Here is a 17,392-nt window from a genome sequence, read left to right as displayed (position 1 = left end):
AAAAAAAGTGCATATATGCTCAATTTAATTGTTTTTTGTATTTCCGAAAACTTTTGAGACTATTTCCTTAAATATGGGTGCAGCACTATTTCCACCACTCTCTGTATCTTTATTTATATTCTGAACAAATACAACCATGGAATAATTTTTACCACCTGCATTGAAAAATCCTACAAACCATCCATCAGAATGCTCCTGAACCGAATTTGTTTTGTTTGAAACTTCCATTCTCTGAGTACTGCCAGTTTTTCCACCGACTTGAAAATTATCAATATACGCAAGTGATCCTGTTCCTTTTTCGACTACCTCCCTCATCTGATTTTTCATTACATCTGCAGTTGACTTCTTTATTATCTGCATGCTATTGTACTCTTCTTTTTTTATAACTTTATTATTATTATCAACATACGCATCTATTATGTGCGGCTCTACATATACCCCTGAATTTATTACCGTATTAGGTATACTTACAGCTTCAAGAGGTGTTATTCTTATATTCTGTCCAATAGATGTAAGTCCAAGGCTTCCATCTGATACTTTTGGATTTTTCACTTCAAATTCCCCTGTTTTTTCCTGATCAAATCCTAAGGTTTTTTTCAAAAGTCCATGAGATTTTAAATTGTTATATATACTATCAAAGCCAACTTTATCACCTATCTGGGAAAAAATATCGTTGTTTGAAGCAACAAATGCTTCTTCAGGAGTAAACGTTTCTCCTTTTGAATCTTGATCATCTTTTTTCTCAAACAAGCCTCTCGATACAAATTTATCATCAACTGATATCTTATTGTTGTCAAGTCCTGCTTCTTCAACAAGTATTTTAAATGTTGAGCCCGGGAAAAAACCATGGTTTGTAGATACTCCAAGATTTACATTTGGTTCCGTATCATCTTTTTGAACAATAGCTCGTATATCACCTGTATCAGACTCCATGAGAACTACACCAATCTGGCCAAATTTTTTATTATTATAATTGTTTATGACAGATTTTATACCATCTTCCATATTTCTATCCAAAGTAAGCCTTACATTTACATTATTCTTGCCTGTACTCTCACTGCTTCCTATTATATTATTGTCAACATCTTTCTGAAAAATCACCTTTGATATTTTATTATTCTTAGTTTTTTCATGGATTTTCATTTCTATGGAATCAGGTGATTTTGTGGAATTGTCTTTTGTTCTTTTAGTATTTACAAGAAGATTTTCAATCTTCCACACTCCAGACTTATCTACAGGTGAATACTCGTATGTATAAAATCCCTTTATCCCTTTTAATTTTTTCAATTTTTCGTATGTACTCTCATCCACCTCATAATATAGTTTCTGACTGCCATTTAAATACTTGCTTTTGGAAATATCATATTTTTCATTATAATTTCTCAGCACATAAACAAGTGTAAGCACATTCTCAGACTTCATGCTTTTGTTGTCATTCAAGAATATATCAGGACATATTACTGCATAATATTTCTTGTTATAATTCAAAAGTTCCTTGCCTTTGCAGTCAAAAAGCTTATATTCAGCGTCAGTTGTATTTTCAGAATAAGAGTATTGTGAATTTGCCATTACACTGAGCTTGCCATACTGAAAATGTTGAATCTCAAATATTTTAAATCCTAACAATAAAAATAAAATCAAAATTGATACAAACACTATTTTCTGCCTTTTGGATATTTTGTTCCTATTTATCTTAAACATATAAAAAACACCTCATCTAGAATAATTTCTATCCAAAATAAGATGTTTTATTCAAAACATTACAAAATAAATATACTAATGTTTATTTTTAGACTTCAAAAGCATGTCATCTGTTTTTAAAGTCATGTTTGTCTCTATCGTAAATATCATCTGCGCCTTTGGAGCTGAATCAATTTTCTCACCTGTATCGTCCCTCATATCTTTGAGTTCCACAAAAAAATTATCGCCTTCTGGCCTCAAAACCTCAACTTTATCTCCTTCATATACTTTGTTTCTCTGCTCTATATTGGCTATTTTGCTATCAGGATCATAACCTCTAACCACTCCAACTATATCATAATCTCGTATATAAGATGACGTTTCATATATCTGCATATCGGGTTTTCCAAAATAAAATCCTGTTGAATACACCCTATGACTTACCTTTAGGAGATTATCCTTCCATTTCTTTTGAAACACATATCCTTCTTTATTTTGAAAATAAGCATCTATCGCCTGTCTATATGCCTTTACAACAGCTGCAACATAATATGAACTCTTCATTCTTCCTTCTATTTTAAGTGAATCCACTCCTGCATCAACAAGCTCCGGTATATGCTCTATCATACACAGATCCTTTGAATTCAATATATATGCTCCTTTGTCGTCCTCAAAAACAGGGAAGTACTCACCAGGTCTCTTTTCTTCCATAAGATAATATTTATACCTGCACGGCTGGGCACATTGTCCTCTGTTTGCATCTCTTCCAGTCATATAATTAGATATTACACATCTTCCCGAATACGACATGCACATGGATCCATGTACAAAAACCTCAATCTCACAATCCTCGTCAAGATGATGTCGTATTGACTTTATATCGTCAAGTGATATCTCTCTTGCCATAACTATTCTCTTTATACCTTGATTGTGCCAAAATTGTGCTGACTTCCAATTGACATTGTTAGCCTGTGTACTCAAATGAAGTTCAAGATTCGGTACAACTTCTCTTGCCGTCATTATTATACCTGGGTCCGACACTATTATGCCATCAACTCCAGTATCATACAGCTTTTTTAAATAGCTCTCAATTCCATTTAAATCACTATTGTGCGGAAACACATTCACTGTTACATATACTTTTCTGCCCATATTGTGAGCATAATCCACACCGTTTTTCAATTCATCATCAGTGAAATTATCGGCAAAAGCTCTCAAATTAAGCCTGCTACCACCGAGATAAACTGCATCCGCTCCAAAATTTATTGCAGTTTTCAGTTTTTCAATATTTCCGGCAGGCGCCAGAAGTTCAGGTTTCTTCATGTCAATTCCTCCTGACAGTTATGGAAATTCCATCTCCCATAGGTATAACCGATGTTACAAATTTCTTCCCATCCGATATCATTTCCAAATATTTTCTCATTCTCTTGACTATTGTTATCTTTCTTCTTAAAACAAGTTTATCAGAAGCTATCATACCTCTAAAAAGTACATTATCTGCAATTATTATTCCATTTTTGTCGAGCAGCCTCAAACATTCAGGAAGGAAATGACTGTAATGTCCCTTTCCTGCATCTATAAATATCAAATCATATCTGCCTTTAAGTTTCAACAGCTCATTCATGCACTCGCCTTCTATAACATTTATACTGTCATAAAATCCTGCCTTTTGTATATTCTCACGTGCGATTTTCGCCATATCCGGGCTTCTCTCTATTGTAGTTATATGACAATCACCTACGGAACTCAATTTCATCAAAATTGAAGAATATCCTATTGCCGTTCCAAGTTCAAGTATATTTCCGGGGTTCTTGATTGTAATCATAAATTCTATAAACCTCGCAATTTCCTTCTGCACAATTGGAACAGCATTTTCAGCTGCATAACACTCCATGTCTCTCAAGATTCCAGTATGTTCACCAATCAATGACCTTATATAATTCTCCACATAATCAAGACTAACTCCACTGCTCATGTTTCCTCCAAAATCAATTTTCCTGAGTAATTTCTTTTACTTCAGAAAATTTTTTTATATCATCTGTAAAAAAGTGACTTCCATTGTTTTTAGAAACAAAATAAATATAATTAGTTTTATCCGGCTTTATCGCCGCCTCGATACAACCTTTACCAGGATTTGATATCGGTCCTTTTGGCATCCCGTCTACAATATAAGTATTATATGGCGATTTAACAGTCAAATCCTTGTAATAAAGTTTGTCCTTATGTTTATTCAAAGAATACAAAACAGTAGCACATGACTGCAGCTTCATATGTTTTTCAAGTCTGTTATAAAAAACTGATGCCGCTTTTCCTCTTTCATCAGGCCGCTTAACTTCTTTTTCTACAATAGACGCCATGGTAACTATTTTATCAATTTCATCATTTGTAAACTTTTTATTATACTTTTTTTCAACTTCCGACATCACATCCGAAAATCTATCAAGCATTGTCTCTATTATAAAATTCCCACTGCTTCCTTTTAGAAACTGGTATGTATCAGGAAACAAGTATCCTTCAAGAACATATCTTCTGCCTTTATCAATTTTGGCAAAGGCAGGATACTTGTAATTTTTTAGGCTTTCCAAAAAACTTTTTCTGTCTATTATCCCCTTTTTATTCAGCAGGTCGGCTATTTGCTCAATATCATAGCCTTCCGGTATTGTGAGACTTACAGGCCTGTCATCTGTTATTCCACTTTCAATATATCTCACAAAATTATTTATATGAATATTCCCATCGAAGGAATACTCACCCGGTTTTATATCGATTCCAGAAAATTTTTTGTCTAAATACCACTTCAACAAGTTTTTTCTAGCAATCTTTCCATTGTCATATAATTCGTCAACTAATCTGTCAATGTTCTCATTTTTTTCAACTTTAAAACTGACTCTATCACCGTTTTTTTCGAGGGGATGTATTACCCCCCTGTATCCAAAATAAAGTACACATCCAACTAAAATTATAAAACCAATACCAAGAGCCAGGAAAAGCTTTGTTAAATTATTTTTCAATATAGACAATCCTTCCTACTTTCTTCTCATAGCCTTTTTTCTTAAATCTGCATCAAGTATCTTCTTTCTCATTCGTACACTCTTTGGAGTAATCTCGACAAGTTCGTCAGATGCTATAAATTCAAGTGATTTTTCAAGACTCATAGGTGCAATAGGTACAAGTTTTAGGGAATCATCTGCTCCAGATGATCTTGTGTTTGAAAGATGTTTTTTCTTACATACATTTACATCTATATCCTCAGATCTTGAACATTCGCCTGCTATCATTCCCGCATATACTTCAATTCCAGGACCTATGAAAAGAGTTCCTCTTTCCTGCGCATTAAAAAGTCCATATGTTACAGTGGTGCCAGGATCGAATACTACAAGTGAACCTCTTGTCCTTTCAGGTATATCACCTTTATAAGGTTCATATCCATCCAATACATGATTCATTATTCCATTTCCTTTTGTGTCTGTCATGAATTCATTTCTGAATCCAATAAGTCCTCTTGCCGGTATTTTAAATTCAAGTCTTGTATATCCGTTTACTGCCGATGTCATATTTACCATATCAGCTTTTCTTGGCCCAAGTTTTTCCATTACAACACCCATGAACTCTTCTGGGACATCTATTGTCAAGTATTCAATAGGTTCAAGCTTTTTCCCATTTTCTTCTTTAAATATAACTGTTGGTTTTGAAACTTGGAACTCATAACCTTCTCTTCTCATTGTTTCTATAAGTATTGAAAGATGGAGTTCTCCTCTTCCACTTACTTTAAAGCAATCCGATGAATCTGTTTCCTCTACTTTCAAAGAAACGTTGGTTTCAAGTTCCTTGAAAAGTCTGTCTCTCAAATGTCTTGAAGTGACATATTCGCCTTCTTTTCCTGCAAAAGGTGAATCATTTGTCATAAAATACATGCTTAGCGTTGGCTCATCTATGTCTACAAAAGGAAGTGCCTCGGGAGCTGACGGATCCGCCAAAGTTTCACCTATATTTATGTCTGGGATTCCTGATACGGCAACTATATCTCCAAGCTTCGCCTCATTTGTCTCGTCCTTTTTAAGTCCATTGTAAACATAAAGATTTGAAACCTTCACATTTTCACATTTTCCATCTTTTCTAATCAATACAACAGGATCATTTTTTCTTATAACCCCTCGTGTTATCTTTCCAACACCTATTCTTCCCACATATTCATTATGGTCAATGGTAGTTACAAGCATTTGAAGTGGTTTATCAACATATCCCTGTGGAGCTGGAACATTTTTTATTATAGTTTCAAAAACAGGAGTCATGTCAACTGCTTCATCATCTACATCGAACTTTGCAACTCCAGCCTTTGCAGAACAATATACAACTGGAAAATCAAGCTGTCTGTCATTTGCGCCAAGTTCTACAAATAAATCAAATATTTCATCAAGCACCTCATCCGGTCTTGCATTAGGTTTATCTATTTTATTTATTACAACTATTGGATTAAGCTTAAGCTCCAAAGCTTTTCTAAGTACGAATTTTGTCTGCGGCATAGGTCCTTCATAGGCATCAACCAGTAAAAGTACACTGTCAACCATCTCAAGAACACGTTCTACCTCACCACCGAAATCTGCATGTCCCGGTGTATCTACTATATTTATCTTTATTCCATTGTGTACAACAGAAGTATTTTTTGAAAGTATAGTTATACCTCTTTCTTTTTCAAGAGCATTTGAATCCATTACTCTTTCTTCAACCTTTTCATTTGCCCTAAACACATGACTTTGTTTAAGCAATGCATCAACCAATGTGGTTTTACCATGATCTACGTGCGCTATTATTGCCACATTTCTTATATCGTTTCTTGTAAATAAATCCATTATTATTCCTCCAATTTTACACTTAAACTAATCAAATGCATTAAGCTGTATTATAAATAATTTACCAAAAAAATTGGATACTTTTTAGTATCCAATTAAAGTTAACATATCTATTTTAATATCATAGTCTAAAAAAGTCAACTTACTGTAATAGTTTAAATGCCTTTATAAATAAAATTATTTTATTTGTTATCTGCTCCAAAAGAAAAATCTATCCCTATTGCAGTGTTCAATTTATCAAGTATTTTCTGCCACATCATAGTAAATTTTTCTTCTGTGTGTATATATTTGCTTACAGCTGGATTGCTGTCCATAACAGCAGCCATATCATTGAACCTTTTTTTGGTTTCTTCTGACAATACACCATTTTTCATCTGTTCTGAATATGCATCCATCTGCATGTGCCTAAAATCGTCAATTATCTTTTTGTTTTCTTCACTGTCGATTATTTCCTTGCCTGCATTTCTTAACTCAACAACTTCCTCGCAGTTTTTCAATTCCTCTGCAAGTTCATCTGCTTTTTCATATACACTCATATTGAATTAAATCCTTTCTAATCAATTTTATATTTCCATAATTATTGGAAGTATCATTGGTTTTCTCTTCGTTCTTTCGTACAAAAATGTTCTTAGAACATCCTTTACACTGGATTTAATACTTGCCCATTCAGTTACATGTTTTTCATGACATTCTTCAAGTGCATCACTAACAAGCTGTTTTGCCTCTTCCATAAGGTCTTCTGACTCTCTTACGTACACAAATCCCCTTGAAATTATATCAGGCCCTGCAATTACATTGCCACTTTCCTTCTCAATAGTAACAACAACTGTAAGTATTCCATCCTGCGAAAGATGCCTTCTGTCTCTGAGTACTATATTTCCTACATCTCCAACTCCAAGTCCATCTACAAAAACCTGTCCCGATACAACAGTTCCATTCTTTTTTATTGAGTCCCTCGAAAGTTCTATAACATCTCCGTTATTGGCCATTATAATATTCTTCGATGGTTTGCCAAGTTTCATTGCAAGGTCAGCATGCTGCTTCAAATGTCTGTACTCACCATGAACCGGCATGAAAAACTTTGGCTTTACAAGGGTATGCATAAGCTTAAGCTCTTCCTGGCAGGCATGACCTGACACGTGAACATCTGCCAGTGCTGAATATATTACCTCTGCACCTTTTTTAAACAATTGGTTTATAACTCTTGATATCAGCTTTTCATTTCCTGGTATGGCACTTGCCGAAATTATTATTCTGTCACCTGGTATTATATTCACCTTTTTGTGTTCAGACGCAGCCATCCTTGAAAGTGCAGACATTGGTTCCCCCTGACTTCCTGTTGTTATTATTACAAGTCTGTTATTAGGATACCTGTTTATATTGTCAATATTTATAATTGTATTTTTGTTAACATTGATATAACCGAGATTTGTTGCCACCTCCATTATATTCTCCATGCTTCTTCCTGATATAGCTACTTTACGGTTATATTTTTCAGCAGCAGTTATTATCTGCTGGATTCTGTGTATGTTAGATGCAAAAGTAGCTACTATTATTCTGTTTTTTGCACTTGCAAAAAACCTCTGAAAGGTTTCGCCAACGGTACTTTCAGACATTGTATATCCTGGTCTTTCCACATTAGTGCTGTCGGCCAGCATAAGCAGAACGCCCTTCTTCCCAAGTTCTGCAAATCTTGCAAGATCAATCACACTTCCATCAATAGGTGTATAATCGACTTTAAAATCTCCTGTATGAAGTATCGTACCGACACGTGTATTGACAGCTATAGCTGTTGAATCTGCTATACTGTGACCAGTTCTTATAAACTCAACGGACATATTATCAAGCTTTATTACATCTGAAGGCACAACGACATTAAGATTCACTTTATCTAACATACCATGTTCCTTCAATTTTGTTTCAACTATTCCAAGTGTGAGTTTAGTACCATAAACAGGTACATTTACCTCCTTTAGTACATATGGAAGAGCACCTATGTGGTCCTCATGTCCATGTGTCAAAAATATACCTCTAACCTTGTCAATGTTCTTCTTAAGATAAGTTATATCAGGTATAACAAGATCTATTCCGAGCATCTCTTCGTCAGGAAAACTAAGTCCACAATCAATGACTATGATGTCATTTTTATATTCTATAACAGTCATATTTTTCCCTATCTCGCCTAAACCGCCCAATGGAATAATTTTTATTTTATCTCTTTCTCTACGCAAATAAATCCTCCTTCCTATTTATTCTTTTGATTTTTTTAAACATTCACTACATATTCCATAAAACTTTAGACTATGATTTAAAATTTTAAATTTATATTTATTTTCTATTTGTGATTCAAGACCCTCTAAGAGATGATCCGGAACCTCAATTATTTTCGAACATCTAGTGCATATAAGATGATGATGATGGTGAATTTCTTTTTCATGTACTATCTCATATCTGCTGCATCCATCACCTAGATCAAGCTTGCACACTACACCAATATCTTCCAGCAATTGAACAGTTCTGTACACTGTAGCCAATCCTATTTCAGGACAATCTTTTTTAACAAGATCGTATATCTCCTCTGTTGTGAGATGTTTTCCTTCATTTTTTATTATTATGTCAACTATAGCACGTCTTTGTGGTGTAAGCTTATAACCTTTTTCCTTCAAACTATTCTTTAGTCTTTCTATTTCTCCAGATGAAAGTATTGACATCATACTACCTCATTTCAATTAAAATTTAAATATAATATTTTAAGGGTCAAATGCATAATAACATTTACTTCAATCCTAGTTTAATACTATAAAAGGTAGCAGTCAATTGAAAATCAATTAATATCAAAATTAAAAGCTATGTAAGCATAGCTTTTAATTTTGATACTGACAGTAAAAAATAATTTATTTTAAATATTATCTTCAAAAGTCATCTCATAAGCTCCAACTACATTAGAAAATTCTTCTTCGTCTTCCACGGTTTCAAACAAACTGCTGCCTTTTTCATCAACATGAATTTTGAGAACTATTGCCTCTTCCGAATCATTATTATCTTTTGGAACAACGATAAAGTATTCTCTACCATCCACCTCAAGTTTAGTAACAAATTCAAACCTTGTCTTTTTCCCGTTTTGATCTTCAAGAACTATATTTTTCAAATCAATTTTCATACAAAATACACTCCGTCTATAAAACTAAAAAGCCTCTTTTAATATATACTATCCAAATACCCCTGCAATATATACGTAGCCGCTACCTTGTCAACTATATTTTTTCTTTTTTTTCTTGACAAGTCAGCTGCAAGCATAGCCCTGTTGGCTGCAGCCGTCGTAAGCCTCTCATCCCACATTTTTATTGGAATATCTATCTTCTTTCGTATTTCGCTGCAAAACTCTTCTACTTTCCGGCTCTGAGGGCCAAGAGTACCATTCATATTCTTTGGAAGCCCCGATATAATAAGTTCTACATCATAGGATTCACATATTTTTTTTATTTCTTCTATATCATTTTCCTGGTTTTTTCTTCTCACAGTCGTAATTCCCTGCGCTGTAAATCCCAAGGGGTCGCTTACAGCAACCCCAATAGTCCTATCACCAACATCCAAACCTAATATTCTCATATATATTCTCCATATAAAATAACATTCTCCAAAACCTGCAAACAAAATATACAGACTAGCCTTTATTTTATGTCCAAATATGCCTTCAAAACCTCTTCGAGTATTTCATCTCTTTCAAGTTTCTTGATTAGAGATCTCGCACCATTATAATTTGTTATATAAGTCGGATCATCAGAAATCAAATATCCAACAAGCTGATTGACTGGATTATATCCTTTCTTAATTAGCGAATCATAAACTTCCGTCAATATTTCCTTTGTAAGAGCCTTTTTACTTTCTGAAATATCAAACTGAATAGTATTATCTTCACTCATTTATATCACCCCGCTCACAATTCTAATAAGTACATTATAAAACATATTTTATAAATTGTATACTACTCAACTATATTTTGAACAATTAAAGAAGCACTTCCAACCGCATCACAAAGTTTATCTGGAAGTTTCCCTCCGGCTTGTGCCATGTCGGGTCTTCCACCGCCGCCTCCGCCACAAATTGATGCAATCTCTTTTATTATCTTTCCACAATGAACACCTTTTTTTACGGCTGCCTTTGATGCCATTGCAATAAGATTTACTTTTCCATCAATACTGCTTCCAAGGACAACTACAGCATTCTCATCTTTTGTTCTTATTTTGTCCGCCAGATTTCTCATGGAATCTCTGTCTATATCCTTCAATACTCCCCGGTAAAGTTTTACGCCCTTTATATTTTCTTCAGAACCCAATATTTTTTCCTCGGAGCCTCCGGCAATTTTCGATTTGAGATCACGAACTTCCTTTTCACTATTCTTCAATTCAAGTGTAACAGAATCAAGCTTTTTGAGCAAATCCGGCTCAGAGCACTTGAGCTTTAATGATATTTTATCTATTATATCGCATTTTGACTCAATATATTCAAGTGCAGACTCACCTGTAACTGCTTCTATTCTTCTTATCCCGGCAGCTATTCCTGTTTCACTTATTATTTTAAAAAGTCCTATTTCTCCAGAATTTTCCGCATGGGTACCCCCACAAAGTTCCCTGCTGAAATTTCCAACTGATACAACCCTTACTTCATCTTTGTACTTATCATCAAACAAAGCAATTGCCCCGCTTTTCTTAGCATCATCCAGCGACATTATATCAGTTTTAACATTTTCCGCCTTCATTACAATTTTATTGACGAGTCTTTCAATTTCAGCAAGCTTTTCACGGCTCACAGGTTCAAAATGGTTAAAATCAAATCTGAGTCTTTTGTCATCTACATAAGAACCTGACTGGTGCACATGGCTTCCAAGCACCTTTCTCAAAGCTTCATCTAAAATATGCGTTGCAGTATGATTTTTTCTTATATTGTTTCTATTTGTCTCTGAAACACTTAAATAAACCATATTTCCAGCATAAAGTTCCCCTGATACAACATGAACAAAATGCATTATTTTTCCTGCCACATTGTGTTTGCAGTCAAAAACTTCCGCTTTGAATCCATCGTTTGAAATTATTCCATGATCTCCAACCTGTCCTCCCATTTCTGCATAAAATGGAGTAGAATCAACAACTATAACTCCCGTGTCACCTTCACTCAAACTTTCAACTATTTCCTCATTCTTTATTATAATTCTTACTTTTGATTCAGATTCAAGACTTTCATAACCTGTAAACTCAGTGTCTATATCAAGCGGTATTTTATTTAATACAGTATCTTCCGCACCCATGTAATTTGTATGTTCCCTTGCTGCTCTTGCCCTGTCTTTTTGTTTCTTCATTTCCTCCATGAACTTGTCAAGAACTACTGTCATATTATTGTTTTCAAGTATTTCCTTTGTAAGCTCTACAGGAAAACCATAAGTATCATAGAGTTTAAATGCCCTTTCACCTGAAAGCTCTTTTATACCTTCTGACTTCATTTCTTCTATAAAAGAATCAAGTATGTTCATTCCACTGTCTATAGTTTGATCAAATCTTTCCTCTTCAAGTTTTATCACTTTTTCTATGTATCCCTGTCTTTCCTTTAATTCCGGATATCCCTGCATTGAATTTCTTACAACAACATCTACAAGTCCACACAAAAACGGAGTTTTTATGTGAAGTGACTTTCCATGCATTGCAGCCCTTCTCAGAAGTCTCCTCAGAACATAGCCGCGTCCCTCATTCGAAGGAAGTATTTCATCACTTATCATAAAGGTAATACTTCTTATATGATCTGTTATAACTCTGAGGGATACATCCTGCTTTTTACTCTCACCATATTTTGTATTTGAAATCCTGCAAACTTCATTTAATATGTCACGTATCGTATCCACCTCAAAAATACTGTCTTTTCCCTGCATTACAGTTGCCATTCTTTCAAGTCCCATTCCTGTATCTATGTTTGGATTTGGGAGCTTATTATACTTTCCACTTTCATCTTTATCAAATTGAGTAAACACAAGGTTCCACAACTCAACAACCTTGTCTTCGTCTCCCGCCGCTACAAAATCTTCAGCAGTTTTTATATCAAGACCTACCTTGTCAAAATGGATTTCAGAACAAGGTCCGCAGGGTCCTTCTCCATGTTCCCAAAAATTATCCTCTTTTCCAAGTCTGAATATATTTTTGGGATTAACATCAGTCTTTTCTGTCCATATCTCATATGCTTCATCATCATCCAAGTATATGGTAACATAAAGCCTGTCTTTCGGAAGCTTCATAACCTGTGTTATAAACTCCCACGCCCAAGGAATTACCTCTGATTTAAAATAATCTCCAAAAGAAAAGTTTCCGAGCATTTCAAAAAATGTACCATGTCTTGAAGTCTTTCCTACATTTTCTATATCTCCTGTTCTTATGCATTTCTGACATGTAGTAACTCTCTTTCTGGGTGGAACCTGAAGTCCTGTAAAATAAGGTTTCAATGGTGCCATTCCTGCATTTATAAGAAGCAAACTCTTATCCTGTTTCGGAACAAGAGAAAAACTCGGAAGCCTAAGATGTCCTTTTTCTTCAAAAAACTTCAAATACATTTCTCTTATTTGGTTCAATCCCAAATTTTCCATATCTTAATCTCTCCTTTAATATTAAAAATGTGGTACAAAATAAAAAAAGCTATCATCCCTTACAAGGGACGAAGGCCAATCCGTGGTACCACCCTAATTACATAAAAATCAAAGCACAATTTATGTCTCTCACAACTCACTTATGATTCATGGATAGCTTCAGCATGTCATAAATGGAAGTTTTCACCTTACGCTTCCTCTCTTTTTTAAAACGCACTTACTTATTCCAATCATTATCTCAAATATTCAATTACTATAAAATTATAAATAAAATAAGCATTGATGTCAATATTATTCCGAAGATTTAAATACTGCCAAAAATCAGAATATATAGTAAGTAAGATCCTTATATATTATCTTAACAACTGCAGCTATCGGTATAACCGCCACCATTCCAACGAATCCTGCCGCTTTTTCTCCCAATATAATCAAAAATATAACTGAAAGAGGATGCATGCTTACACTTTCAGCAGTTACCTTCGGACTGAGTATATTGCCTTCTATCTGCTGAAGGACATATAGGCACACCATTATATAAATCGCAGTTCTCGGTGATTTCATAAAGCCTACAAGAACAGCCGGTATGGCTCCAAATATTGGTCCGAAATATGGAATTATATTGAAAAACGCATTTATAAGAGAGAGGATAAAAGGGAAATCAACTTTTAATATCAAAAGTATCACAAAGGTAACAATTCCTATAAGGAAGCTCAAAAGCACCTGACTGAAAATATATCTTCCAAGAACAATATCTATATGTCTGACTATATTCGATGCTCTACTTCTCGTTCTTATAGGAAGGAAATTTAGAATTCCATGAGATATCTTTCTTCCATCCATCAAAAAATAATACACAACTATCGGTATCACAACCACATATACAAGTATACCGCTAAGCTTCATCAAAATTTCATATATCTTTCCTGAAATTCCCATGACAATTTCCTGTATTTTATAATACAGTGTGTCTGTTATTCTATAAAGAATTCCACTGCCTCTGCCCGGCTTTAAATTTTTATATATTTGCTCTGTTAAATTTTGTATTCCCTGCATTATATACTTTATATTCATATTTTCATTGAAAAAGCATGGTATTATAAGCATAAACAAACATACACACACAAGCACCGAACCCGATACAAGTATAATCGCCGACGTGGATCTTCCAATTTCCAAATCTACAAGTTTCATATAAAACGGCTTTAACATATACGTTATAAACAGAGATACAACCAAAAGACAAATTATCTCTCTGACTGCAGCACTTTTTTTAAAAATTACCGCAGTGCATATTACTGCAATCAGTATTACTATGTATTTTATTGATTTTTTCAATTTTATATTATTCATTTTCGCCTCTTGTATATAATTATTTATATGTATAATATACTTTTCTCTCCAAGCACCAGCTTTTGTGCCGGTAAAAGCTTTCTTTTTCTGAAAATATCATAGATAAAACCACGGGACAATATAAACGCCCTTATTTTAAAGCTTTTCTCATAAAAAACTACATCTTCCAGATGTCCCATTATTCTTCCTCCCCTATCCACCACATCAAAAGCTCTTATATCATTGAACTTTACTCTTTCCCCTCTAAAAAACGACGATGTTATCAAAACCGGTTCAAAACTCAGGGTGTCACGTACATCTACATTCAAATCCTTTCTCAATATATTATTCGAGATTACATCAAATCCACTTACAATCTTTTGATCGAAATCAATGAGTATATCACCTATAAAACCAAGTTTTTTTCCATTCAGACTTACAACCTCTTTAAAAATAAAGTCCCGTATTCTGTACAAGCATATCACCTTTTCAATAAAGAATATTTAGCTAATTTTAATTTCCCCCAAAAAATAAAAAATATAACTCTCGTCCAAATCCAACAAAGAGTTATATTTTAAAGTTATCTATCTTTAACAGTCTTCTTTTTTTGAATATCATTATAATCATCTACAATATTCTGCAATGTCGTAGATTCCATTACACTGTCTATGCTATCCCTGATTCTTGACCAGAGCAGCCTAGTCGCACAGTAACTGGAGTTGTTGCATGAACTTCCTTCCTCATCGTCTATACACTCCGATATCTCAATGGGTCCTTCAAGTATCTTCATGATGTCCCCAACCGTTATACTTTCCGGCGGCCTGTTAAGTATATATCCTCCCTGGGCTCCTCTTATACTTTTTATAAGATTTGCCTTTCTAAGCGGTGAAAAAAGCTGTTCTAGATAATACTCAGATATTCCCTGTCTCTCGGAAATACTTTTTATAGAACATGGTTCACTTCCGTAGTGAACAGCAAGGTCAACCATTGCCTTGACTCCGTATCTTCCTTTTGTGGATAGCTTCACTTAACCACTTCCTTTGATACACAACTTATAATTTGTCTATGTTATTATATTATCAAATCCGACTAAACCTGTCAACTATAATAGACACAAGCTAACTATCTCTCGAATACTCCATATTTCTGTTTTTAAAGTAAACTACCTTGAGTCCGCAATAACTTGATATATCAAATGCAATATCAAAATTGCAGCCGATTTTTCCTTCATCATGGGCATCGGATCCAACTGTAATATATCTTCCTCCAAGTTCACAATATCTTTTATATATCTTGACAAGAGAGCTTCTCGAATTTTCGTTTTCAAGCCTTTTCGTGTTAAGCTCAATACATTTTCCAGTATCTATTAGCGTTTTCAAAATTTCATCAATCAAATCCGGGAAATCACCATAATAGAGTTCACAATCACTGTATTTGGCATATCTTGCAATATAATCTATATGAGCAAGGCTATCTATAAAATCAAATTTTTTCAAATTATTGAGCATTGCACAAAGATACCTTTCATATGCCTCCTCTTTGCTCCTCCCTTCATAGTATTCACTATAATACAGGTCAATATCATCTACAAGATGAATTGAACCGAGTACAAAGTCAAAAGGATTATCACATACTACAAGCCTTGATTTATCCTCGGACTCCTCTTTCATTCCAATTTCTATTCCAAGCAAAACTCCCTTTTCCCTGAATCTTGAATATTCACTAAAATACTCAGAAGGCTCAAAGATAAATTCGCCTTTTTCAGGATAACCTATGTCCATATGTTCTGTAATTGTAATATTCAGTCGTCTTTTCTCAGCTGAATCCAGTGCATCTTGAATTTTCATTTTGGAATCAGTCGAAAAAGCAGTATGTACATGTGTATCAAACATAAAATCACCTTGTTCCATATAATTATTTTTCACAATATACACTTCATTATACCCTTTGTCCACTAAAATAATTTATCAAAATATTGAAGTGCAGCAACCACAACAGGTATAGTTATCATTGAGAAAATGGTTGTTATGAAGACACTCTTTGATGCAAGTTTTTCATCCGAATTATATTTTTGTGCGAGTATTGGAGACAGAACCGCAACCGGCATTGCCTGAATCACAACTGATATCTGAAGCATAAAGCTGTCCGCTCTTATCAATTTCAATATAACAAAACTTATAGCCGGGATCAACAAAAGTCTTACCAGACATATATAATAAGCTATGCTGCCTTTAAATATATCTTCAAACTTCATTTCCGCCAGCATGCATCCAACTATTATCATGGAAAGCGGTGTCGTCATTGAACCTACAGTACTTATCGCCTCATTTAAAACTGTTGGTATTTTTATAGAAAACATAAATAGCAAAAATCCAGCTATGGTTGAAATTACAGCAGGATTCGTAATAACACCCTTTATTGTTTTCATGTCTTTTTTTCCAGTGTATATCATAATTCCAATACTGAACATTATAATATTCAACGGTATGTTAAATACAGCTCCGTAAAATATACCTATTTTACCAAACAATCCTTCAAGAACAGGATATCCCATAAAACCGCTGTTTGAAAATATTGCGGCAAATCTTATAATTTTACTTGAATCTTTATTATATTTTAATGTCAAAAATCTGCTTATAAATGCAATTAACAAATTCAACACAAAAGAATATAAAAATATCCTCTTTGCTTCGACAAACATTTTTGGAGAATAATCATAATTAAAAGAAGAAAGAAGAAGTGCTGGGAGAGTTATATTTATAAGTAGATTCGAAAGACTGCTGACACTTTCCTCCCTCACTATATTCTTCTTTCTTGCAAAAAAACCTGCTGCCATTATAATTGACAGAATGATTACCTCATCTATTACTTTGTAGTTCAAAAGACTCCCCCCAGAAGTAAAAAATAA

Annotated in this window: 17 protein-coding genes; all 17 read right to left on the bottom strand. The window is 34.1% G+C overall.

Annotated elements, in window-relative coordinates; genetic code table 11:
• Positions 1-24 precede the first annotated feature (24 nt).
• Positions 25-1,701, bottom strand: a complete 1,677-nt coding sequence (locus tag AC4CVH_RS01870; RefSeq protein WP_490786017.1) for a penicillin-binding transpeptidase domain-containing protein — start codon at positions 1,699-1,701, stop codon at positions 25-27.
• A 75-nt stretch (positions 1,702-1,776) separates the two neighbouring features.
• On the bottom strand, positions 1,777-3,003 hold the full coding sequence (locus tag AC4CVH_RS01865; RefSeq protein WP_490786016.1) for a peptidase U32 family protein: 1,227 nt from the start codon (positions 3,001-3,003) through the stop codon (positions 1,777-1,779).
• A gap of 1 nt (position 3,004) precedes the next feature.
• On the bottom strand, positions 3,005-3,655 hold the full coding sequence (locus AC4CVH_RS01860) for an O-methyltransferase (RefSeq protein ID WP_490786015.1): 651 nt from the start codon (positions 3,653-3,655) through the stop codon (positions 3,005-3,007).
• Between the two features lie 13 nt (positions 3,656-3,668).
• Positions 3,669-4,691 carry an endolytic transglycosylase MltG gene (gene mltG / locus AC4CVH_RS01855; protein ID WP_490786014.1) on the bottom strand — a complete coding sequence of 341 codons (1,023 nt, stop codon included), beginning with the start codon at positions 4,689-4,691 and terminating at the stop codon, positions 3,669-3,671.
• Between the two features lie 15 nt (positions 4,692-4,706).
• Positions 4,707-6,530, bottom strand: coding sequence for a translational GTPase TypA (gene typA / locus AC4CVH_RS01850; RefSeq protein WP_490786013.1), 1,824 nt, complete (start codon positions 6,528-6,530; stop codon positions 4,707-4,709).
• A gap of 182 nt (positions 6,531-6,712) precedes the next feature.
• Entirely contained in the window at positions 6,713-7,066 is a 354-nt protein-coding gene (locus AC4CVH_RS01845; protein WP_490786012.1) for a YlbF family regulator, read from the bottom strand.
• Between the two features lie 27 nt (positions 7,067-7,093).
• Positions 7,094-8,761, bottom strand: coding sequence for a ribonuclease J (locus tag AC4CVH_RS01840; protein ID WP_490786011.1), 1,668 nt, complete (start codon positions 8,759-8,761; stop codon positions 7,094-7,096).
• A gap of 18 nt (positions 8,762-8,779) precedes the next feature.
• The gene (locus AC4CVH_RS01835) at positions 8,780-9,241 is read right to left on the bottom strand and encodes a Fur family transcriptional regulator (RefSeq protein ID WP_490786010.1); all 462 of its coding nucleotides are present in this window, start codon (positions 9,239-9,241) and stop codon (positions 8,780-8,782) included.
• Positions 9,242-9,429: 188 nt separating this feature from the next.
• A complete protein-coding gene (locus AC4CVH_RS01830; RefSeq protein ID WP_490786009.1) occupies positions 9,430-9,690 on the bottom strand; it encodes a DUF1292 domain-containing protein in 261 nt (86 codons plus the stop codon).
• A 38-nt stretch (positions 9,691-9,728) separates the two neighbouring features.
• A complete protein-coding gene (ruvX, locus tag AC4CVH_RS01825; protein WP_490786008.1) occupies positions 9,729-10,139 on the bottom strand; it encodes a Holliday junction resolvase RuvX in 411 nt (136 codons plus the stop codon).
• Between the two features lie 62 nt (positions 10,140-10,201).
• Positions 10,202-10,453: an IreB family regulatory phosphoprotein gene (locus AC4CVH_RS01820; RefSeq protein ID WP_490786007.1), complete on the bottom strand. Its 252-nt coding sequence runs from the start codon at positions 10,451-10,453 to the stop codon at positions 10,202-10,204.
• A 62-nt stretch (positions 10,454-10,515) separates the two neighbouring features.
• The gene (alaS, locus tag AC4CVH_RS01815) at positions 10,516-13,155 is read right to left on the bottom strand and encodes an alanine--tRNA ligase (protein ID WP_490786006.1); all 2,640 of its coding nucleotides are present in this window, start codon (positions 13,153-13,155) and stop codon (positions 10,516-10,518) included.
• Positions 13,156-13,476: 321 nt separating this feature from the next.
• Positions 13,477-14,505, bottom strand: coding sequence for an AI-2E family transporter (locus AC4CVH_RS01810; protein WP_490786005.1), 1,029 nt, complete (start codon positions 14,503-14,505; stop codon positions 13,477-13,479).
• 23 nt (positions 14,506-14,528) lie between these two features.
• Positions 14,529-14,960, bottom strand: a complete 432-nt coding sequence (locus AC4CVH_RS01805; RefSeq protein WP_490786004.1) for a PRC-barrel domain-containing protein — start codon at positions 14,958-14,960, stop codon at positions 14,529-14,531.
• Between the two features lie 104 nt (positions 14,961-15,064).
• Positions 15,065-15,511: an RrF2 family transcriptional regulator gene (locus AC4CVH_RS01800; RefSeq protein WP_490786003.1), complete on the bottom strand. Its 447-nt coding sequence runs from the start codon at positions 15,509-15,511 to the stop codon at positions 15,065-15,067.
• 91 nt (positions 15,512-15,602) lie between these two features.
• On the bottom strand, positions 15,603-16,376 hold the full coding sequence (locus tag AC4CVH_RS01795) for a histidinol phosphate phosphatase (protein ID WP_490786304.1): 774 nt from the start codon (positions 16,374-16,376) through the stop codon (positions 15,603-15,605).
• Between the two features lie 62 nt (positions 16,377-16,438).
• Positions 16,439-17,365, bottom strand: a complete 927-nt coding sequence (locus tag AC4CVH_RS01790) for an AEC family transporter (RefSeq protein ID WP_490786002.1) — start codon at positions 17,363-17,365, stop codon at positions 16,439-16,441.
• Between the last annotated feature and the right edge of the window lie 27 nt (positions 17,366-17,392).

The organism is Clostridium pabulibutyricum (assembly GCF_058242705.1).
Note: the sequence above shows the minus strand (reverse complement) of the source record. Positions and strands in the feature narration are given on the sequence as shown.